Raw genomic sequence first — 20999 nt, 5'->3', positions numbered from 1 at the left:
ACTACAGACAAACCAATCCAGAAATAATAAAGAAATTATACAAAACTAAAAAAGGAATTCTGACATTTTTAGACTTCCAAATGCAAAATTGGACACAAAAACATATAAAAATCAAATAAGCCTATAAAATTTTACAGACTCCTTTTTTTCAATAGTTTATTTAAAGAAGTAGATACTTCCAATGTTTTAATTTTTTCGATATTGGCCCACATCCAATCTATATGTTCATCACTTATTTTAACGTCGTCTGTAATGTCAGTTAGATACATCATAAGCTGAACGGTTCTTTTGTGCATATAATCATTTTGAATGGCCTCACAGAAGTCTCCTACTTTACAGTCCAGATTGGTTTCCTCTTTGATTTCTCGAACTAGAGCATCAGCGAAAAATTCACCTTTTTCTACTTTACCACCAGGCAATTCCCACATTCCAGGATCCGTTTTGCTTTTAGGATGTCTTTTTACAATTAGGATTTCATTAGAGTCATTTTTAATTATTCCTCGTACTGTCAGTCCATAAGGCATATCCATATTATCACTACTTAATTATTTTAATTTTCTAGTAATTAATTTCAACGGAAAAATTATTTCCTTCACTAATTATAAATATCATCGTCATCATAGGTAAAAACATAATGTAACTTTTTTAGGAGTTTTAATTATGGATTTAAATATTAAAGTTAACGAAAAAAACCATTTAGATATTGGTGGAGCAGATGCATGTGATATTGCAGAAGAATTTGGAACTCCAACCTATGTAATTGATGAAAATAGGATTAGGGATAATTATAATAGATTTTATTCTGCATTTTCAAAATACTACAAAGATTTTAAAGTATTTTACGCATGTAAAGCTAATACCAACCTTGCAGTAATGAAAATTTTAGAATCTGAAGGTTGTTGTATTGATGCAGTATCTCCGGGGGAAGTTCACATCTCTAAAATGATTGGATTTTCAGGAGATAGAATCTTATTTACAGGTAATAACATTACCAATGATGAATTAAAATTTGTCCACGACGAAGGTGCAGTCTTAAACATTGACTCCGTATCAGCACTTAAAAGATTATCTAAAATTGTTGATCCGGAAGGATTAAAAATATCTTTTAGAGTAAACCCGATGGTTGGTGCAGGACACCATGACCACTGTATTACCGGAGGAGTAATGAGTAAATTTGGTATCATGGACAATGAGGCTGTTGAAGTTTATGAAATGGCAAAAGAATTAGGTTTCAACCCTGTTGGTATGCACTCTCACATTGGATCTGGTATCTTAGACCCAGAACCATTTAAATTAGCTATTGAATCTACAATGGACATTGCAGGAAAAGTACACCAAGAAGCTGGAATCGACTTTGAATTTGTTGATTTTGGTGGAGGTGTAGGTATTCCATACACTCCTGAAGAAAACATCGTAGATTTGGATAAATTCGCTGAAGTTAATGTTGGTTTATTTAAAGAAAAATTAGAACAATATGATATGGGATCACCTGCAATGTATCTTGAACCTGGAAGATACTTGGTTGGAGATGCAAGTGTGCTTCTTGTAACCGTAAACAGTGTAAAACAAAGTTACAGAAAATTTATTGGAGTAGACGCAGGTTTCCACACTCTTTTAAGACCGGCAATGTACGGTTCATACCATCATATTGTTGTAGCAAATAAAATGGATGCGGAAAATACCCAGGAAGTAGATGTTGCAGGTAATGTTTGCGAATCCGGAGATTTGTTTGCACGTGACAGACCATTGCCTGATGTTGAAGAAGGAGATATTTTAGGTATCTTAAATGCAGGGGCATATGGATTTACAATGTCTTCTAATTATAATTCAAGACCTTTAGCTTCTGAAGTTTTAGTTTCAGACGGAGGTCCTATCTTAGTTCGCGAAAGAGAAACATTTGAAGACTTGTATGCAAAACAAAGAATTCCACCACATTTAAAATAAGTTGATACTATGGTAAATTTAAAAGGATTAAAATTTTCAAAAATGCATGGGATAGGCAATGACTTCCCAATAATTGATGAAAGTAAAGGAGAAGTCATACTTGAAGCAGATAAACCAGAAGTATGTAGAATTTTATGTCATAGAAACTTTGGAGTAGGTGGAGATGGTGTTTTATTTGTAGAACCATCTGATGTTGCTGACATTGGTTATAGAATGTTCAATCCTGATGGAAGCGAAGCTGAAATGTGTGGAAATGGTATAAGATGTTTTGGAGACTTTGTCTACAGAAAAGGTATTTTAAAACAAGAAAAAATGACTGTTGAAACAAGAGCAGGAATTAAAACAATTGAAATTACCTTAGAAAACGATGAACCGGTATTATTTAAAGTAGATATGGGTTTATCAACATTTAAAACTCCTGAAATTCCAATGACTGCAGATGAAGATGAATTTTTAGATGGAAAATTGGATGTATTGGATACATCATTTAATTTGACAGCTATTAGTGTAGGTAATCCTCACGCTATCATCTTTGTTGATAATGTGGATGAAGTTGACATTAACAAATACGGTCCGGCTATTGAAGCTCATAAAGTTTTCCCAGAAAAAATCAACGTGCATTTTGTAGAAGTTATTTCTAAAAATGAAGGTAAAATGATTACTTGGGAACGTGGTGCTGGTGTAACACTTGCTTGTGGTACTGGTGCAACTTCCACAGCTATTTCTGGTTTTAAACTAGGTTTATTTGATGAAAACGTATTGCTTCACTTACCTGGTGGGGACCTAAAATTCAATGTATATGAAAAAGACGATGCTCTTGGAGCCTTCATGGAAGGTCCAGCAGAGCTTGTTTTTGATGGAGAATTCTAATTCTCCTTTTATCTATTTTTTCTAAGTAATCCCAATGCAATATCGATTATACCCAATACGAGTACTATTACTAACCAAATACTTACGTGTTTTCTAATTATAATAAATATTGTTCCAAGAATAATCAGTCCAACTCCTATTAGAATTGACATTTTCCATTGTTCCATTTTAAATCACCTTTTTATATCTTATAAGCATTAATTAATGTTATGTCTTCAAAAAAGAAATGTTCTGATGCAGCAATTTCAGCTATAAAACCTAATTTATCTAGTTTTTCTAAAGTTTCTTCATTACCTGAAAGCGAAGACTGAATCAGTTGGACAATTCCACCATCATTTAAATGATTTCCCAATTCATTTAAGAATAAATCAATAACTTTCCTACCATTTAATCCACCATCGAATGCATAATTTAAAGTGTCATCTAAAACTTCACCATCTTCAGTTGGTAGATATGGAGTATTAAATAAAATTACATCAAACTTTCTATTTTTCACAGGTTCAAACAAATTGCCGAATAAAATTTCAATGTTTTTGATATTGTTGTCTTCAAAATTTTTTCGTGCAAGTTCACAGGCATCAAAGTTAATGTCTGTCACTGTTATCTTGTCGGTTATTTTTGAAGCATACATTGCAACGATTCCAGATCCTGTTCCAATTTCCAAAACACTTTGACCTTCCTTGATTTTCAAGTTATCAGCCAGTAAGTAGCTGTCTTCTGCAGGAACATAAACATTATCGTCAGTATTTATTATAAAATCGGCCATAATAATCTAATCTTTTAGTATTGAATTCATTTCTTTTGATAAAAATAGTATCTCTTCAGGATGAAGCACTATTACTCTTTTTTTGAGATAATCATTTATTTCATTGTCTTGTATTTCATTGATTCTCTTTTTCATCTCTTTTTTATCAAGGTCACATACAATGTGCCTGGAATCAATCAGCGCATTTCTAATCTTTTTATTTCTGTGTTGGAATAGTGCTTTTGTAAATTTTGAATAAACTTTAAAGTCCTCATCAGAAATCTTATTTTCTTTAGGAGTTAAGCGGACAACAGTTGAATCAATTTGTGGTTTTGGAATAAAACTTTCCTGGCTAACATCAGTTAATTTTTCTACATCACATTTAAAATAAAGCATTGCAGAAAGTCTAGAATAGTTTTTTGTACCAATTTCACCATTCATTCGCTCAGCAAATTCCTTTTGGTACATTAATATAGCTAAATCAAAATCATAATCTAAAAATTTAAAAGTTATAGGTGATGAGATTTGATAAGGTAGATTTGAGATGATTTTGTTGAATTTTGGAAATTCAACTTTCAATGCATCATCATTAATAAGCTCTACGTTATCTATTTTTTCGTCTTTAATTCTTTTGGCTAATATGTCACATATTTTGCTATCCTGTTCGATAGCTATTACTTTTCGAGCTTTTTTGGCAAGTTCAATTGTCAGTGTTCCAATTCCTGTTCCGATTTCCAAAATTACATCATTCTTATCAATATTTCCAAAGTTAATGATTTGATCTCGTTTATTTTTATCAATTAGATAATTCTGACCAAGATTTTTGTTTAACTTTATCCCATTTTGATTTAAAATGTTTTTAGTTATTTTGGATAGGGATTGGGAAGTTTCACTAGTCAATTTATCACTTTCATCTTCCATTCCTAGGTCTTCTTGGAGCTTGAGTAAATATGTAATATCTGTTTTTTCCTCTTTTAGGATTTGTTGTGTCTAATTCTTGTTTTACTCTATTTACAATCATTCCTGCAGGATCAGCTAATGCTGGAAGTCTTTGGGAAATATCCTCAAAACTTTCAAAAGGTTTTTCTTCTCTAGCTTTAATAATATCCCACATGTATTTTTTACCAATTCCTGGAATTAACTCTAGGGAGTGTTGTCTTGTACTAATAGCTTCTGTGGTATTGAAAAACTCTACAAATCTGTCTTCATTTGCCTCAACAATGTCACGAATTGCATAATCTAGTTCAATTCTACTTGTTGCGGTTAAATTTTCAAAATCTAATTTTCCCAATACTCTGTATATTTTATCTCTTTTTCCTTTTCCAATATATACAGTGTCTTGGATTTCTAAATCAACACCATTTTTAGGAGCTAATTCTAATAAAGTGAATTGTTCTGTACCAATAGCTTGAGCAATAGGTTTGCCTCCGAATTTGGACATATCAGACTTAACATAACCACGGCTTAGGTAATCAAGCACAACAGCATTTTCTTCTTTTTTAACTGCCGGCATCTTTCCTTTTTTGTTTTTATTATCCATCTTTATCACTCACTATTAGTTTTTTTTATCATAGCTTAAAATGGCTATAATATATCTTATTCTATAAATCTATTTTTCAAGTGTAATAAAGATATCTAAAAAAAGAGCAGTTTCGGTAAATGAAATATTTTAAAAATAATAAAAAAAAGTGAATAGTTTAAAACTATTCTTCAACATCATATTGTTCTAAGAATTCAAGGATTTTTTCCATGTCTTCTTTTTCGGTTTTACCCGGTTCTTTAGCAAAAATTAATCTCATGTCTGCTAAATCTTTAGGAACCAAATCTGCAATATGAACAGCGACTTTAGGTCTTAAACCAAATTCATCTTGAAGTTTTTCGATAATTTCTTGGGAATCTTCAGCAGAATATCTTTTGAATCTTGCAAGATGGTTTAATGTAAGATTTTGCTCATAGTTTAATTCGTTTTCTTCTGAGAATTCTTCAAGAACTTTTTTAACTTCAGCACCTGAAATAGGTTCGCTTTCAATAATCTCTTTTCCAATCATAGGAATCAGTTTTGTAATTTTAAGTGATCAGGTCTTACTATTAATTCTTTTGGTTTGTTTCCATCTTTTAAAGCAACAATGTATGCTTTTCCTTTTTGACCAATAACTTTCCCGGTTTTACCATGGAATCTAGGAGCAGGTTGTCCTTTTTGGATGGATGGATTAATAGTAATGTGAACTAAGTCTCCTTCTTCAAATCTTTGGAGTCTGTTAGTAATTGGGTTAGTTCTGCCCGGTCTTTGTACTTTAGTCATTTTTTTTCTTGATCTACTTTTTAATCCTCTTGATCTTTGCATTGTATAACCTCTTAATCAGTTCAGTCTGGGTATATAATTAAATCTATGTTATCAGCTACCTAGTATTAAAAAAGCCCATAAATACTAGTAACATAGAATGTGAAAATAACAATTATCATCAGTGATATGATAATATTATAATTTTAGTTTAATGGTATTAATATACTTTTAGTTTTTTAGTATTTTAATGGAATATTTAATTTTTTGAAAAAATAATTAATTGATGGTTTGGGTGTTAAAAAAATGGTGTGTGAAGATAACTATATTTAGTTATCTTCGAATCTTCTTCTGTCAATTAATTCTTGACGTTTACCTGGGTTCCATCCTCCAGATGCAGATTTCGCACGTCCTACTTGTTGAACGTATCCAGTAATTCTGTCATACCATTCCACATCTTCTTTTTCACCACAGGTAGGACATACATTATTTAGTCCTTTCATTAAAGTTTTACATTTTAAACAGAAGCTTAAAGCTGAGCTGTAAGCCCAGAATCCGATATCGGATTTTTTAGCAATTTTATTAGTTAAACTCATTAATGAATCTGGGTCTGAGTAAGATTCTCCCATGAATGCATGGAAGATGTGTCCACCAGGAGTTAAACTGTGATATTGTTCTTCAATTTTGATTTTTTCGATTAAGGATAAGCCTGTGTCTACTGGTACATGTGAGGAGTTAGTGTAGTAATTTGCATTTCCATCACCTTGTACGATAGCTTGATCTCCAAATTGTTTTTTATCGAGAGTTGCAAATCTGTATGCAGTAGATTCAGCAGGAGTTTGGATAACGGACCATCTGAGTCCAGTTTCTTCTTGTAATTTTTTAGCTCTTTGGTTAATGTATTCAAGACATTTTACACCAAACTTGTTTGCATCAGCATTTTCAATACCTTCACCGAATAAAGATAATAACATTTCGTTAAGCCCAACAAAACCGAAGGATAAAGTTGAATTTTGGATTCTGTAGTAGGAATCTTCTGCTACTTGTTGTTTTAAGAATGGTAAAATGTGGAAATCGTTTAAACATTTTAATCCTTGTTCCCTTCTAAGCATTAAGGTTTCAACAGCTAAATCCATGTATTCATCTAAGTATTCGAATACTTGGGTTTCGTCTTTGGATTGGTATCCAATTCTAGGGAAGTTTAAGGTTACATATGCTAAGTTACCAGTTCTTAAACAGTCTTGATCCCAGTCGCCAGTCCAGGTGTCTTGTAAACAGGTCCTACAACCCATGTAGTTTGCCATTTGGTTTCTGTATTCTGGGAACATGTTAACAAAGTAGGATGAACCGTATTTTGCAGATAATTCGTGAACTAATCTTATGTCTTCTTCGTATTCACTGGTCATTGTTTCAGGTCTTAAGGTGTAAATTGTATTAGGGAATAAATGAGGTTTACCTTCATTGTCTCCTTCAAGCAAGGTTTCAGTGAATGCTCTTTGGATTAATCTGGTTTCGTCTTCGAAATCTGCGTAGGTTCCAACTACTTGACCTTTTGGTCCGTAAGCAGTTTCATCTTTTAAGAAGTCAGGAACACCAAATTCCAGTGCCATACTAGTAAATGGAACTTGGGATCCACGAGCAGCATAAGCCATGTTTAGGTTGTAAACAAGCATTTGAACAGATTGTTTGATTTCCTCGTAGGTTCTTCCCCTTGCAAATGGTGCAACAAACACGTTCCATAAAGACATTCCTTGTCCTCCAGACATGTTTTGTTGTGCTGCAAGCATGATTTCACCAGTGTGGTTCATTAAGGTTTCCATGTGGTTTGGTGCACCTGCAATGGAGGTGTGGTCACCGGTACCGTCTACTTTAAGACCGTATTTGATGAAAGTTCTGATATCATGTTGCATACAGTTGAGAGGTCTTCCTGCGAAGAATTCTAAATCGTGAATGTGAATGTCACCAGACATGTGAGCGTCAGCTAAGTGTGCAGGGAGCATTTTTAAGAGTGCATATTGTTTTAATGCTTCGTCTGCCACATGTTTGTGAATACTTTCAGGGTTATGAATCATATTTGCGTTATCTCTGTTACCGTTTTCAATTAATGAGGTAATGTTGTATACAGGGATACCTAAACGAGTATAACGGCTTCTTAAGTCTTCTAAACCATATTCGATTAATTTTGTGTTAACCATTTCCCTGATCATTGGGGCGGTTAAGTATTCAACATTTAATTTTTTAAGTTCTTTCCAAGTTTCAGTTGCGATTTCAAAAGCGGTTTCTTGGCTTGCACCTGTTTCTTCAATTAAAGTATTAGCAATTTTAGATAAGTCAAATGCTTCAATAGTATCTCTTGAAGTACGTACTTTTAGTTGAGTGCTTGCTAAGTACTTGTTTGCGATTTCAGGGTCAATATCTTCTAAACATTCGTATACAATCTTTTTGATTTCTTTGGTTTTAATTCCATCGTATAATTGGGACACGACAGTAGCTACAATTTTGTCGGACTCAAAAAATGGAGTTTCAACCATTACTAAAGATTTTACTAATTTTTCGTAACTGAATCTTTCTTTTATTCCGTTATTTTTTTCTACATTAATTTTAACGGATTCATTTAAGTTATTTCCTAATTCTGAGATTTTTTCCATTTAAACACACCATTTTTCCTAAGTTTATTAAAATATGAGTATAATTTGGAGTTAGATTTCTAACTGTTATACTATTTGTAAAGACTTGTATAATTAATCGTTCGTATTTCTACGAACATCTATGTTATACTTAGTTTCTACTTGTATATATAATGTTCGTATTAATACGAACAAAATTCATATACTCTGAAATATATTATTACATTTATATTAAAAATTAAATGTCCGAGAGCATTTGTGAAGTAATATGTGCTCTCTAGAAGAAAACATCCAATGAACTTTGTTTTGATTTATCACTTTCAAATAGTGAATTAATACCATATTCCTGAATTTCTAAGCGTTGTCTTAGATAATGTGAAACAGGGTATCTATTTACAAGTTCCTGTGATATTTCAAGGTATTTTGTAACTGACCCCTTTGAAACAGAAAGAATCAGATTACCTCCACATTTACATTTTCCAGTAAGTGGCATCCTTCTATATTTGGAACCGCACTTTGTACATCTTACCTTTTGCTTGGAAAATGCTCTTGAATTACCCATGATATCTGGTAAAAAGTGTGATGATAATACCTTTTCCACAACTCCTCTTTGATCAACAGCCCTAATACTTTCAGCAAGAGAAATTTGAGCTTCAACTTTTTCTCTCATTGAAGGTAATCTTTTATAAAGACAAACTGTTGGGCCTGCGTGAATGTTTGAGGTGTGGTGTGAAAACATTAATCCTTCATATTGCTCAGGTGTTCCCAAATGCATTTCAACATTGTCAATATATTCTAGAACATCAGCAGGTTTATGAGGAGTATATGTTTCTTCATAAAATTCAACAGGGAATCTTTCAAAGATATCTAAGTTGTGAGATTCATCATCTATCTCTTCAGGATCAATTCTGGATGATAAAACTAAAGGGGCATCCATACTTCCTCCTCTAGTGTTTGGTAAGTATGATTTTGAAAAGTTTATTAAAGCATCTAAAAGCAACATTATAGCATCTTCGTCACTGTCACAGTTTCTACGTTTTGCAGAGTGGAAATATGGATGAGCATAACAACCCAATGCTTTTGTAAATCCAACGATTCTTCCTAAAACTCCTGCAGATGTGTGTGGTGCGAGACCTGCAATTAAATGTCCAATTAAATCACTTTTTTCTTTAACATTGTAGAATGGATCCATTCCATAATATCTTGTAAGTTCATCATCAATAAATTGTGCAGTTCTGAGTAAGTATTCTCCACAGTTATCTGAAATTACGACATCCTGAACTCTAAGTTCGATAATTTGGTCTTCATTTTCAATTGGATTTCCGTAACAGTCTTTTTCATAACCCATTTCAAGAAGCTTTTCAACTGTAACTCCAATTTCTTTTGGAATAAAATGAGTTAATGGTAAATCAGTTGAGTCATGACGTATTGTTCCATCTTTGAAGGTAAATACTTCATTTTTAGATCTAAGTATTCCTTTTTCAAGAGGTTCTGGTAATTTGGACTCAGAGATCATACCTATTACTCCTTTTACTTCATCCACTCTTCTAACCTTAACATTATCGGATGCCTTTTTAAGCATTCCTGCAAGAGGAATATTTTTTGTTGAAGGTTTCCCGATTTCAGTCGGAGAACCGCATTTAGGACAAAGAGAACCAAATGAACTAATTCCACATTCTGGATTGGTACATTTTCTTCTGGAAATGTCGATTTTGATATTTCCCTTTTTAGCAGCGGTTGCAACTAATCTTCTAGAACCTCCATTGTTTCCAATAGGGAATAACCCGTGAGGTGCAGGTTTCATTAATCTTTCTTTAGACTTTTCAGGTCTACCTACACGGGTACCAATGTATGCAGGAGCTTTATTTTTAATTTCAACAGGTGAAACTTCATTTACAGCTTCTAAAGTGGTCTCCTTTTCAGGTAATTCTTTAGACAATGTTATTAAAAGAGCATAAGAATGGTCTTTGTCAATTATTATTTTGCCGTCACGCACAGTATGAGGAACGCCAATAACCTCTAAAACTCTTTTTGGATAAGATAAATCAAGTTTAAGTTCGCCACCTGCTTTGTAGTCGGATTTACCTTTTTCAATTAAATCAATCAATGAATTTAAATCTTGAATGGTCACGTCATTGTAACAATATGTGTATTTTGGATGAAGTGGAATGTCATAGTCTTTAGATAAACTGAAAGCTTCAACAGCAGGAAGGTATTCATATTCAAGTTTATGTAAATCTAAATCATTATTATCTTCATTGAAGTTTTCACTTCTCATCAATAGTTGAATCCACCATTCTTCACACCATCCTGATGGATATAATGGTTGGTTGTTTCTTAAAAATTCTCCAAATGCAACAAGCATGTCTCCTAAGAATAAAATTTCAACAACATCTTTTTTAAGTTCACGTGCCTGTTTGATAGAGTCAATAGCAACAACATCGCCGTTTTTAAGCTTAACGATTGGTCCTTCAATTGAGTCAACTGGAACAACACAGTTACCTTTTCCAGGATATTCAATTTTAAGCTGTGTTCCAACAGCTAAAAATTCAAGTAAAGCCATTGTTGCAGGATGAACCCCCATAGTGGCGAGGCCAGTATTCCTGGATCTGCCATATCTTAGCCTAAATCCACCTTTCTCAGAGGGATAACCTAAAATAGGCCTTCCACCAATAATATCTTGAATATATTTAGGTTCACTGATGATGTCTGAATCCCCACTATCATCACTTCCGGAATCATCTTTTTTAGGTTTTGAATACTCTTCAAGCCAATCCCAATCAAGGCCTAACTTATTGGCGATTTTTTTAATTTTTTTGGATTTCTGGATAACACCTTCAACCATCGCAAGCAAAGCTCCACCACGTATATTATTGGTTTCCACACGTTCCAAATCTCTGTGAGATACTTCTACTTGGTCAGTTTGTTCTCCAGTTACTTCAACAGGGATATGATTGGCAGCAAATCTCACCTCTTCTGCTGTTGGTGAGTATTGTAAATTTGTAACTTCAGATTCGTATAACTCAACTTCTTCCACATATCTTTCTATTTCATCATCAATTGGTTTGAATTCATCAATATTAATAGCTCTTCTGATTTTATCTCCTAAAAGAACAGATAATGCTGCCGCTGTACCTCCAGCACTCCTAATAGGTCCTGCAAAATAAACTCCAATGTATTTTGTTCCATCAAAGTTCTTTTTGATTTTTACCTGTGATATTCCTTCAAGTGGTGCTGCTACAACACCCTCTGTAAGGATAGCAAGTGCTGTTCTTAAAGCTTGGTCACATCTTTGTTCTTCGTTCCATTCTGCCTTTTCACCGGTTAGTTTAAACTCGCCAGATGCAATTTCAGCGGCAATTTCAAATGCAACAGATTCTCTATCAATATCAGTCTCTAATTCTTTAATACGTTGAGCCACACCTTCAGGACCGACAAGCCCTTCTACTCTTTCAGCTAAATCCTTTGCAAGAGGTACTTCAGTTTTTGTTTCAACATCCAAACCTTTAGATCTTGCTTCATTAGCTATTTCGTATAGGTGATGGGTTTCAGCTTCCAATCTATCAAAATAATCCATGGTTATCGCCCAAGTTACAAAATTAATTTAACATATAATCTATTGATTTTCATGATAATTAAAATTATTTGATAATACTTAAATATGGAAAAATTCAAAGGTATAAGTTGTATATTGTAGTTGAACTTTTAATTATTATTGCTATTTTGGTGGTATTAATGTCCGATGATAAACCAATAAACACCATGTATGGTGGTAAAATAAAATTAGACTTAGATAAACTTAAAAGCAAACCTAATAATGAAGAAAAAACAGTTGAAGAACCTATTGAAGAACCAGTAATTGAAGAAGCTGTTGAGGAACCTGTTGTTGAAGAAGTAGCTGAAGAAGAACTTGTTGAAGAAGTTACTGATGAGCCAGATGAAGTGGCTGAAGAAATTACCGAGGAACCTGAAGATGCTAAAGAAGATGTTACTGATGAAAGTGCTGAAGAGCAAGTGGTTGAGGAATCAAGCGAAGAATCAAGTGCTGAAGAGATGGGAGAAGAGGAAGTAGAAGAAGCTTCTCAAGACGTATCCTCTGAAGATTCATCTAGTCTAGATGATTTGAAAAAGAAATTAGCTGAAAAAGAAAAGAAATTATCAAATCAATCTAGCGAATTAAACTATTTAACTAATAAAATTATTCCTAAACTTAAAAAAGAGAATGCTGAGTTAAATAGTCTTAAAAGAGAATTAACTGACGCACTTGAAAAAAGTACTAGAAAATACTTTGATCAATTAGATATCAACGCTGATTTAAGTAACCAAATAGGAAAATTAGGTGCTGAAGGAGCAGTTAATAAAGTAAGAGCAGATAAATTAGAATCTGAAATAGACTCTATTAAAGAAGAATTACAAGCTAAAATCAACGATTATAAAGAAAAATTAGCTTCAATTAATGTTAATGAAGTTAAAAATGAAAACAAAGAATTAACTGCTGAAGTTAATGATTTAAAAGATAAATTAAGTGAAACTAGAAAAGAAAACATATCACTTTCTGAAGAAGTTGATAAACTAAGAGCTGAACTTATAGATCTTGGTAATTACAAAGATGAAGTTGATACTAACAATAAAAAAGAAATTGATGGATATAAAGAAGAAATTTCTTCACTTAAAACTCAACTTAAACTTAAGGAAAGTAGTTATGATAAATTATCTAATGAATCTAAAAAGACAATTACTGATTTACATAATCAAATTAGTAAACTTGAAGATGCATTAGAAAAAGAATCCAATAAAGGATTGTTTAACAGATTTAAATAGATGATTAATTCATCTATATTTATTCTTTTTTTTTTAAAATGACTCAAGATAATTATTTCATGGATGAGGCCATAAAAGAAGCTCGAAAATCTTTAGCTGAAGGTGGAATTCCTATTGGTGCAGTCTTGGTTAAAGATGGTGAAATTATATCCCGAGGTCATAATAGGCTTATTCAAAACGATTCTGTTGTTTTACATGCTGAAATGGACGTACTTGAAAATGCAGGACGTTTAAACTATGAAGATTATGTTAAATGCACATTATATACTACATTATCTCCATGCCCAATGTGTTCTGGTGCAATTATATTGTATAATATTCCCCGTGTTGTAATTGGGGAGAATACAACGTTAATGGGGGCGGAAAATTTACTTAAGTGTAATGATGTGGAAGTTGTTGTATTGAATGATTTAAAATGCAGGGATTTATTTTTAAATTTTGTTTGCAATAATTCGGAGATATGGGATAGAGAACTTGAAAAAGTAGGAAATTCAACTGAGGTTAAATGATGGAAATAATTGTAACTGATGAGCGAGATGAGAGATTTCAGGAATTTTGTGATTCTTTTGGATGTAAAATTGATGAACCTCAGGTGGTTTTGCTTTTAATGAATTTTGGTAAAGCTATTGGATGCACTAGTTTTAAGGTATATGATGCTGATTCTGCTGAAATCACTACATTATTTTTAAACTCTTATGATAACCGTGAAAAAATTGCTTATAAATTAATTAGACAACTTGAAAAAATAGCAATGGATTATGAATTTAAAAGTGTTGTCGTTAGTTTTGATAGCAGGGAAGATATACTAATAGAAATATTTGAAAAATTAGACTATCAATTTGCAGATGATTTTTTAATGAAAAAAGAGTTTAAGAGTTTGATTTAAAAAATAAAATTTAAAAGATTAAGCTTCTTGTCTTAATCTTTTTACAACAAAGTCTTTATCTAAGCTTAACAAGAATGATGCTGCTCTAGGGCCTTGTTTTTGACCGAGTATCATTTTGTAGATAGCTTGGAATCCTTTTTGTGGTTTTAATCCTTGAGCTTCTAAGATTTCATACATTGCATCATGCAATGCTGTTGCATCTTCAAACTCAGTATTTTCCATTAAGTCAGCTAAATCAGATAAAAATTTAGTTTGTTCATCGGTTAATGGTAATTTAGGAACTTTTTTAGTTTGCACTTGGAATTTTACAAATTTAGGCGCGTAAGTGTCTAACCAGTAGATTACATTGTCAACTCTTTCTCTGTATTGAGCTAATTCAGCTTCAGTTAAATCACCAAATTCCTTATCTTTAAAGCTTTTAGTTAATTGTGAGTTCTTCTTAAGAATTTCAAAGATTTTTTCAAGGTTGTCTCCTGCAATTTGGTAAGCATTAACCAAAAATCTGAAAGGTGGTCTGAATGGTAGTGGGCTACCAGGATTAATCTGCACTATTTCATAGATTTCTTTGAATTTTCTTTCTTCTTTTTCAGATGGTGCTTCTACTTCATCATAAAATACTTTTTCAACGGTATCAAATTGATCGATAAAGTCTAAGTATGGCATTTTTGGTGAGAAGTCTTTTGCTTTCATTGGTTTTGATCTAAATAAGTAGTAGTGAAGACTTTCAGCCGGACCTATTTTTAACCATTCTTCAGGTGCAAAGAATACTCCATGGGATTTACTCATTGCTTCACCATCTAATGTAATCCATTCGTATGGCACTGGATAAGGTGCAGGATAATCAAAGATTTTTTCAGAAATTACGCTACTTACATCATATGATCCACCACTGGCTGCATGGTCTTTTCCAAATGGTTCACATGTGGTTCCGAATATTTTCCATCTTGCTGCCCATTCCACTCTCCAGGTGAGTTTTCCGTTTCCAGTTTTAATGTCCATTTCGCCTTCGTGACCACATTCACATCTGTATTTTATAATGTCACCATCGTAATCATAAGCATAAGTGGTGTTTACACGACCACATTCATCACAAATCGGGTTGTAAGGAAGCCAATCATCAGCTAATGGTTCTCTTCTGTATTGGTTGAAAATTTCTTTAATTTCTTCAACTTTTTCAAGGGAAGTTCTAATGTAATCGTTATAATCTCCGTTTTTATACATTTCAAAACCGGATTTAGTTTCCATCTCAATTCCATAATCATCCATTACTGAAAGTAAAGGTTTTTCAAAGTGCTCTACAAAGTTAGCACAACAGCCATCTGGACATGGTATCATTGAGTATGGCATTCCTAAGTATTTCTCATAAGATTCAGGTAAAGGATATGGAACTTTTCTTAAAGGGTCGTGGTCATCAGCAATCCATATTGTTTTAGCTTTTTTTCCTTTTTCTCTTAATTTCTTTCCAATTCCGTTAGCTACAAATATGTCACAAGAGTTTCCAATGTGTATTGAACCAGAGATTGAAGTTCCACTTGCGATGATATGTTCTTCTACATCCATTTTACTTAATTCATTAGCTATGTTTTCAATCCAATGTGTCATCTATATTCACCGTTTCAATAAAAAATTAATAATAAGATAAGTTTTATATTAAAATAATCTTTGTAATTATTAATATATAAAAATATATAATTGACAGTGGTGTTGTAAAATAAAAAAAAGAAATAGATAATAAATATCTATTTGATGAGGTCAGAATCAGATTGGTCTAACCATTCGTTAACGATTTTCACTGCACAGTAGTTTCCACACATGGTACATGTGTCTTCTTCTTCAGGAGGCCTTTGGTCTCTTTTTGCACGTGCAGCTTCAGGGAACATTGCACATTCATATTGTGCTTCCCAATCGAGATTTTTACGAGCTTCAGCCATTGCTAAATCTTGTGAACCATCTATTTGGCCGGTAGCCAAATCTCCAGCATAAGCTCCAATTTTTGTTGCTATTACTCCTTCTCTTACATCATCAGGGTTAGGTAATGCCAAGTGTTCTGCAGGAGTTACATAACAGATGAAGTCCGCTCCAGCTTTTGCAGAAGATGCTGCACCGATTGCAGATACAATGTGGTCATAACCTGGCGCCACATCACATACAATAGGTCCGAGCATATAGAATGGAGCATTTGAACACATTTTCTTTTGAATCATTACGTTTGTTGGAATTTCGTTAATTGGAATGTGTCCAGGTCCTTCAATCATACATTGTACTCCAGCTTCACGGGATCTATCAATTAATTCTCCCAATATGATTAATTCTTGGATTTGGGCCCTGTCTGTTGAATCAGCAATAGATCCTGCTCTCATACCATTAGCAAGTGAAAGAACAACATCATGTTCTTTTGCAATTTCTAAAACATAATCGAAATTTTCGTATAATGGATTTTCCTTTTCGTTTTCAACAATCCATCCGGACATGAATGAACCTCCTCTGGAGACCAAACCGGTTACACGGCCTTGTCTTTTGAGTCTGGTTAAAGTTTCAATGTTGATACTACTGTGGATTGCCATAAAGTCAATACCATCTTTTGCTTGTTTTTCGATGGTGTTAAATAAGTCATCTTCAGTCATGTAAATTACAGAACCATCTCTTCTAATACTTTCAATTGCTGCTTGATAGACTGGTACTGAACCTACTGGTAATGGGGACATGTCTAGTACTCTGTTTCTGATTACATCCAAGTCTCCACCGATACTTAATTCCATTAAACAGTCTGCACCATTATCTATTGCAATTTGTGCTTTTAAAACTTCTTCATCAAAGTTAACAATGTCTGTGGAAGTACCAACTGTTGCATTTACTTTTGTTCTAAGTCCTGCACCAATTCCTGCAGCTTCAATATCCCTATTTACATTTCCTGGGATTACAATAGTCCCGTTTGCCACTGATTTTAAGATAAAATCTTCTGAAACATTTTCTATTTTAGCAACATGTTTCATTTCATCGGTTAAAATACCTTTTTTTGCATCACTAATTTGTGTCATTCTATCACATCATTACTCAAATAAAATTTAAAACAGTCCAAAATATTTTATAAATTTCTCAATTCATTTTGATAATTTCTTATTTTTATTTTTTAGTATTTAAATTAGTAGGTTTATTTGTTTCTTATTCAAGCTATATTGAGTTTATTAAGGTGATTTTTAAAAAAATAGTATTTCATAAATGTTATAGTCAAATTAAAGCTACATTGACAAAATTAAAATTGACTTGAAAAAAATAATAAAAAAAGAATAGATTCAGTAAAATCCATTCATTCTTTCAAATGCCTCGTCAAAACTAGGCATATTTGTTTGACATCCTTGATGTTCAACAATAAATGATGAAACTGATGATGCAAACTTAGCGGATTCTTCTAATGATTCTCCATTTAGGAATCTTGATAAAAATCCAGCTCTATAAGAATCTCCAGCTCCAGTTGGATCAATGGCTTCTCTTTTAATTGCATCTATTTTAATTTTTTCTTCATTTGAATATATTTCACTACCATTGGCCCCGCAGGTTTTGACGATTATCTTTGGACCTAAAGCTCTGAGGCCATCCAAGTCAACTTCAAGAGCATTCAATATTCTTTCGATTTCATGATGATTACCGAATAGGATGGTAGTGTTTTCAATAACATCTTTTAGTTTTTTAGTATCATACATTCCAAGGTCTTGACCAGGGTCAAATGAAACGAGCAAATCTTCACTTTTAGCTTCTTCTGAACATTTCCAATTGAAATTAGGGTCTCCAGTTGCTAAATGGATAGCTTTAGCATCTTTTATTGCAGATGTTGGCACTTTACTTTCTGCAAATTCACGAGCGGCACCCCAATAGAAGTAACTGATTTGATCTTCATTATCGTCTGTCAAAACAAATGCGGTAGGGGTTGCTTCACCTGGAACAATAATTAATGATTCAATATCAATACCTAAATTTTCCATGTGTTCGAAGTATTCAGTTTTTTTGAAATCTCCACCAACAGCAGAAACAAGTGAAGTTTTTAAACCTAATTTAGCTCCAACACAAGCAACATTCGCGGCAGCTCCACCATTGAAAGTTTTCATATTTGTTATAGGGGCTGAAAAGTTTGCTTTTGGAAATTCAGGTACTCTAATAATATAATCATGAGCGGTATGACCAATTGCTAGTAAATCTATCTCTTTTACCATAATATCGCCTTTTAATCTATCAATTTAATATTGTGTTTTATCATTATTTAATGTTTTGAAAGTGCATATTGTTGTTCATATGCAAGTTCACAAAAACACCCTGTCACATCTATAAATTTATATAAATATTATAATCTACATTTGCCTAGAGCATTTGTAAAGTATTATTCCATTGGTGTGAAGCCTTGATTTTTTATTGCGTTCTGACCATCTTCACTTAATAAATAATTAATAAAATCATCTATTTCGGATTTGGATTCGTTAACTTTAACAACACTAATAACATGGCGTGTATCAAACTTTAAAAGTTCATTTCCTTTAAAATAACTTGCGTTTAAAAAGGTATGTAGGTTTTTTGAATTTCTAACAAGTTTGAATGCATCAAATTGTGAGTTTACATTTTCAGCAATGTTGTATTCAATATCATAATGATTTAAACTATTCCATGCAAGTCTCTGTGCTGATCCATTTACATTTACAAAATCAAGTCCTTCTAAATCTGATATGCTATCTATTCTTTTTGAATTTGGGCTTGAAATTAAAACAAGGTAATCATAAGCTATTGGAATGAAGTTAATGTCTCTTTCAAAAGCAATAAGAGGGTCATCTAATGTGAGCATATCTACAACACCTCTTTTTGCAAGTTCAAATGCGTCTTCATCACTGCTGCTGTAAATATTTGTATTAAAATCAGTTGGAATACTTTCTAAAAGTCCAGTACTAATATGGCCACCTACAATGTTGATGTTTTCTGTTTTTTCAATTTGAATTGCATATTTCCTAAATTCTTCAAGTAATTTTAATCCATTGTCTGTAAGGAGAGTTCCATTTCCAACTTTTTGGGTAATTTTAAATCCTAATTTTTCTTCTGCTTTTAGCAATCTCCTATTAAATACAGTATGGGAAATATTTAATTCTTTTGCAGATTTTCTTTGGGATTTTGTTCTGGATAGGGACTCCAAGCTTTGATATAACTTATAATCATAGATTTTACCATTTATATCCAAACTAATTAATCCTGTACTTTCAAGTTCCATCAATTATATATAAAATTGTAATCATAATTAATAATATTGATTTTGGGATTGAATAAAATGGAAATAATGAAAACTTCTATCAAAGCTATATTGAATAATATTGAAAAGGCTCAAGACTTTTTAGACGAAAAGGCAATAGATGAATTTGAAGATATAATTATTGCCGCTAACAATGTTTTTGTTACAGGAGCAGGTAGGTCAGGGCTTGCTGCAAAAGCATTTGCAATGAGATTAATGCATTTAGGTTTAAGAGCATATGTTGTCGGTGAAACAATATCACCAGCGATTAATGGGGATGATTGTATTGTAGCTATCTCAGGGTCAGGTGAAACAAACACTATAGTGTCTGCTGCCAGAATTTCTAAAAATAGGGGAGCAAAAGTTTTAGCTTTAACATCTTATCCCGAATCCACATTAGGACAATTAGCTGATAGCTATATTCTTGTTAAAGGAAGAACTAAAAAAGAAGTTGATGATGAAAATTATATGAAACGTCAAATACATGGTAACTATACTTCATTGACACCATTAGGAACCGCTTTTGAGTTAACAACCCTTGTATTTTTAGATGCCATTGTTTCCGAGTTAATGGAGAAAATGGAACAGACTGAAAGCGACTTAAAAGCAAGACACACAGTTTTAGAATAATTAATCAAAAATTATTCTATTTTTATTATTATATATATTACAGCGTTGGCCTCTTAGAAATCCAACAAGTGTAATATTTCCTTTTTTTACTATTTCATAACCTGAATTTGCAGGTGCCGCATTTGATGCAAGTATCGGAACACCAGCTCTAGTCATTTTTATTACCATATCCGCAGGCATTCTACCACTATAAATTACATAAGATTTTGACAAATCGAAACCATTTAAAATACCATAACCGATTACTTTATCAACTGCAACATGACGGCTGACATCTTCTTTTACTACAAATTGATCTTCATAAACGATTCCAGCGACATGTGTCCCACCGGTGGTCTGCCAGATTTCGGCGTTGTCTTTTAACTCTTCAATTCTGTCAATCAATTCGCGGACATTTACTTGAAAATCAGATTCAACGGGATTCACTTCTTTTATTTTACTTCTCCAGCCTCCTGCAGAGTCGGAGCAAAGTACAGTTTCATTTGTCTTTAAGAGCTTATCATCAATTTCAGCATTAATTTTAATTCCATCAATTTCAATCTTTTTAATATCATTTAAAGATTTTACCATGTTTTCATTAAATAAGTATCCTACTGTAAATTCTTTAAGGGAATCTTCAATTGCAGATAAACTACGTGAAATGTTTCCATTAATTGTTAATGTGATTGTTTCATCTTTTACAACTTTTTCAATTGTTTTTATAGCTGTATCGTTTTTAAAATGTATTGCATCAATTTCTTTTATTTTCATATTTTCACTCATGTTTAATAATTATTAATATTATAATTTAATAACATTTTCATTCAATTCTATGGTGAAAAAGCTGATTTGAATAAGTGAAGTTGGTGTATTTAATCAAAATTTAATAAATGATTAATTTAGGATATTTTTGATTAAAACAAAATATTAATATTTTATTTTTTTATTTTTCA

Annotated in this window: 20 protein-coding genes; 6 read left to right on the top strand and 14 right to left on the bottom strand. The window is 32.5% G+C overall.

Going from position 1 to position 20999, the window contains the following annotated elements; all coding sequences use genetic code 11:
- Positions 1-131 precede the first annotated feature (131 nt).
- On the bottom strand, positions 132-530 hold the full coding sequence (locus ACKI32_RS01415; RefSeq protein ID WP_407412893.1) for an NUDIX domain-containing protein: 399 nt from the start codon (positions 528-530) through the stop codon (positions 132-134).
- Between the two features lie 130 nt (positions 531-660).
- Between ACKI32_RS01415 and lysA the strand changes: the two genes are divergently transcribed.
- Entirely contained in the window at positions 661-1944 is a 1284-nt protein-coding gene (gene lysA, locus ACKI32_RS01410; RefSeq protein WP_407412892.1) for a diaminopimelate decarboxylase, read from the top strand.
- Positions 1945-1953: 9 nt separating this feature from the next.
- Entirely contained in the window at positions 1954-2814 is an 861-nt protein-coding gene (dapF, locus tag ACKI32_RS01405) for a diaminopimelate epimerase (RefSeq protein WP_407412891.1), read from the top strand.
- Positions 2815-2822: 8 nt separating this feature from the next.
- On the opposite strand, the gene ACKI32_RS01400 is transcribed toward dapF, so the two are convergent.
- From ACKI32_RS01400 to polC, 8 genes are all read right to left on the bottom strand, one after another.
- Positions 2823-2981 carry a hypothetical protein gene (locus ACKI32_RS01400; RefSeq protein WP_407412890.1) on the bottom strand — a complete coding sequence of 53 codons (159 nt, stop codon included), beginning with the start codon at positions 2979-2981 and terminating at the stop codon, positions 2823-2825.
- Between the two features lie 14 nt (positions 2982-2995).
- The gene (locus ACKI32_RS01395; protein WP_407412889.1) at positions 2996-3580 is read right to left on the bottom strand and encodes a HemK2/MTQ2 family protein methyltransferase; all 585 of its coding nucleotides are present in this window, start codon (positions 3578-3580) and stop codon (positions 2996-2998) included.
- 6 nt (positions 3581-3586) lie between these two features.
- Positions 3587-4480, bottom strand: a complete 894-nt coding sequence (gene rsmA / locus ACKI32_RS01390; RefSeq protein WP_407412888.1) for a 16S rRNA (adenine(1518)-N(6)/adenine(1519)-N(6))-dimethyltransferase RsmA — start codon at positions 4478-4480, stop codon at positions 3587-3589.
- Entirely contained in the window at positions 4470-5099 is a 630-nt protein-coding gene (locus ACKI32_RS01385) for a DUF655 domain-containing protein (RefSeq protein WP_407412887.1), read from the bottom strand. Before ACKI32_RS01385 ends, rsmA begins: the two co-directional genes overlap by 11 nt.
- Positions 5100-5262: 163 nt before the next feature.
- Positions 5263-5607 (bottom strand): RNA polymerase Rpb4 family protein, encoded by a 345-nt coding sequence (locus ACKI32_RS01380; RefSeq protein WP_407412886.1) that lies wholly within the window; start codon positions 5605-5607, stop codon positions 5263-5265.
- Between the two features lie 5 nt (positions 5608-5612).
- Positions 5613-5903 (bottom strand): 50S ribosomal protein L21e, encoded by a 291-nt coding sequence (locus ACKI32_RS01375; protein WP_407412885.1) that lies wholly within the window; start codon positions 5901-5903, stop codon positions 5613-5615.
- A 266-nt stretch (positions 5904-6169) separates the two neighbouring features.
- Entirely contained in the window at positions 6170-8488 is a 2319-nt protein-coding gene (gene nrdD / locus ACKI32_RS01370; RefSeq protein ID WP_407412884.1) for an anaerobic ribonucleoside-triphosphate reductase, read from the bottom strand.
- Between the two features lie 256 nt (positions 8489-8744).
- On the bottom strand, positions 8745-12044 hold the full coding sequence (gene polC / locus ACKI32_RS01365; RefSeq protein ID WP_407412883.1) for a DNA polymerase II large subunit: 3300 nt from the start codon (positions 12042-12044) through the stop codon (positions 8745-8747).
- A gap of 158 nt (positions 12045-12202) precedes the next feature.
- Between polC and ACKI32_RS01360 the strand changes: the two genes are divergently transcribed.
- The 3 genes from ACKI32_RS01360 to ACKI32_RS01350 are packed head-to-tail and all read left to right on the top strand — an operon-like array spanning position 12203 to position 14174.
- Positions 12203-13288, top strand: coding sequence for a hypothetical protein (locus tag ACKI32_RS01360; protein WP_407412882.1), 1086 nt, complete (start codon positions 12203-12205; stop codon positions 13286-13288).
- A 38-nt stretch (positions 13289-13326) separates the two neighbouring features.
- Positions 13327-13797 carry a nucleoside deaminase gene (locus tag ACKI32_RS01355; protein WP_407412881.1) on the top strand — a complete coding sequence of 157 codons (471 nt, stop codon included), beginning with the start codon at positions 13327-13329 and terminating at the stop codon, positions 13795-13797.
- Positions 13794-14174 carry a hypothetical protein gene (locus tag ACKI32_RS01350; protein WP_407412880.1) on the top strand — a complete coding sequence of 127 codons (381 nt, stop codon included), beginning with the start codon at positions 13794-13796 and terminating at the stop codon, positions 14172-14174. Before ACKI32_RS01355 ends, ACKI32_RS01350 begins: the two co-directional genes overlap by 4 nt.
- An 18-nt stretch (positions 14175-14192) precedes the next feature.
- Here ACKI32_RS01350 and lysS read toward each other — a convergent pair whose 3' ends face one another.
- The 4 genes from lysS to ACKI32_RS01330 form a co-directional block, all read right to left on the bottom strand.
- Positions 14193-15776: a lysine--tRNA ligase gene (lysS, locus tag ACKI32_RS01345; RefSeq protein WP_407412879.1), complete on the bottom strand. Its 1584-nt coding sequence runs from the start codon at positions 15774-15776 to the stop codon at positions 14193-14195.
- A 137-nt stretch (positions 15777-15913) separates the two neighbouring features.
- A complete protein-coding gene (thiC, locus tag ACKI32_RS01340) occupies positions 15914-17212 on the bottom strand; it encodes a phosphomethylpyrimidine synthase (protein ID WP_407412878.1) in 1299 nt (432 codons plus the stop codon).
- A 255-nt stretch (positions 17213-17467) separates the two neighbouring features.
- Complete coding sequence (locus tag ACKI32_RS01335) at positions 17468-18382, bottom strand: carbohydrate kinase family protein (RefSeq protein ID WP_407412877.1); 915 nt, start codon at positions 18380-18382, stop codon at positions 17468-17470.
- Between the two features lie 164 nt (positions 18383-18546).
- Positions 18547-19419 (bottom strand): LysR family transcriptional regulator, encoded by an 873-nt coding sequence (locus ACKI32_RS01330; RefSeq protein ID WP_407412876.1) that lies wholly within the window; start codon positions 19417-19419, stop codon positions 18547-18549.
- 57 nt (positions 19420-19476) lie between these two features.
- On the opposite strand from ACKI32_RS01330, the gene hxlB reads away from it, so the two are divergent.
- The gene (gene hxlB / locus ACKI32_RS01325; RefSeq protein WP_407412875.1) at positions 19477-20067 is read left to right on the top strand and encodes a 6-phospho-3-hexuloisomerase; all 591 of its coding nucleotides are present in this window, start codon (positions 19477-19479) and stop codon (positions 20065-20067) included.
- Here hxlB and fdhD read toward each other — a convergent pair whose 3' ends face one another.
- Complete coding sequence (gene fdhD / locus ACKI32_RS01320) at positions 20068-20817, bottom strand: formate dehydrogenase accessory sulfurtransferase FdhD (RefSeq protein WP_407412894.1); 750 nt, start codon at positions 20815-20817, stop codon at positions 20068-20070.
- Between the last annotated feature and the right edge of the window lie 182 nt (positions 20818-20999).

The sequence above is a fragment of the Methanobrevibacter sp. genome (genome assembly GCF_045611865.1).
GTDB lineage: Archaea > Methanobacteriota > Methanobacteria > Methanobacteriales > Methanobacteriaceae > Methanocatella.
The sequence above is the reverse complement of the archived record's forward strand: the minus strand, read 5'-3'. Positions and strand labels throughout refer to the sequence as shown.

Bases quoted from the DNA above. Each gene is read 5' to 3' on its own strand.
- hxlB (WP_407412875.1), top strand. From the start codon at position 19,477: ATGGAAATAATGAAAACTTCTATCAAAGCTATATTGAATAATATTGAA.
- fdhD (WP_407412894.1), bottom strand. From the start codon at position 20,817: ATGAAAATAAAAGAAATTGATGCAATACATTTTAAAAACGATACAGCT.
- rsmA (WP_407412888.1), bottom strand. From the start codon at position 4,480: ATGGAAGATGAAAGTGATAAATTGACTAGTGAAACTTCCCAATCCCTA.
- ACKI32_RS01415 (WP_407412893.1), bottom strand. From the start codon at position 530: ATGGATATGCCTTATGGACTGACAGTACGAGGAATAATTAAAAATGAC.
- lysS (WP_407412879.1), bottom strand. From the start codon at position 15,776: ATGACACATTGGATTGAAAACATAGCTAATGAATTAAGTAAAATGGAT.
- ACKI32_RS01360 (WP_407412882.1), top strand. From the start codon at position 12,203: ATGTCCGATGATAAACCAATAAACACCATGTATGGTGGTAAAATAAAA.
- ACKI32_RS01350 (WP_407412880.1), top strand. From the start codon at position 13,794: ATGATGGAAATAATTGTAACTGATGAGCGAGATGAGAGATTTCAGGAA.
- ACKI32_RS01330 (WP_407412876.1), bottom strand. From the start codon at position 19,419: ATGGAACTTGAAAGTACAGGATTAATTAGTTTGGATATAAATGGTAAA.
- ACKI32_RS01395 (WP_407412889.1), bottom strand. From the start codon at position 3,580: ATGGCCGATTTTATAATAAATACTGACGATAATGTTTATGTTCCTGCA.
- ACKI32_RS01385 (WP_407412887.1), bottom strand. From the start codon at position 5,099: ATGGATAATAAAAACAAAAAAGGAAAGATGCCGGCAGTTAAAAAAGAA.
- lysA (WP_407412892.1), top strand. From the start codon at position 661: ATGGATTTAAATATTAAAGTTAACGAAAAAAACCATTTAGATATTGGT.
- ACKI32_RS01335 (WP_407412877.1), bottom strand. From the start codon at position 18,382: ATGGTAAAAGAGATAGATTTACTAGCAATTGGTCATACCGCTCATGAT.
- thiC (WP_407412878.1), bottom strand. From the start codon at position 17,212: ATGACACAAATTAGTGATGCAAAAAAAGGTATTTTAACCGATGAAATG.
- nrdD (WP_407412884.1), bottom strand. From the start codon at position 8,488: ATGGAAAAAATCTCAGAATTAGGAAATAACTTAAATGAATCCGTTAAA.
- dapF (WP_407412891.1), top strand. From the start codon at position 1,954: ATGGTAAATTTAAAAGGATTAAAATTTTCAAAAATGCATGGGATAGGC.
- ACKI32_RS01375 (WP_407412885.1), bottom strand. From the start codon at position 5,903: ATGCAAAGATCAAGAGGATTAAAAAGTAGATCAAGAAAAAAAATGACT.
- ACKI32_RS01355 (WP_407412881.1), top strand. From the start codon at position 13,327: ATGACTCAAGATAATTATTTCATGGATGAGGCCATAAAAGAAGCTCGA.
- ACKI32_RS01400 (WP_407412890.1), bottom strand. From the start codon at position 2,981: ATGGAACAATGGAAAATGTCAATTCTAATAGGAGTTGGACTGATTATT.
- polC (WP_407412883.1), bottom strand. From the start codon at position 12,044: ATGGATTATTTTGATAGATTGGAAGCTGAAACCCATCACCTATACGAA.
- ACKI32_RS01380 (WP_407412886.1), bottom strand. From the start codon at position 5,607: ATGATTGGAAAAGAGATTATTGAAAGCGAACCTATTTCAGGTGCTGAA.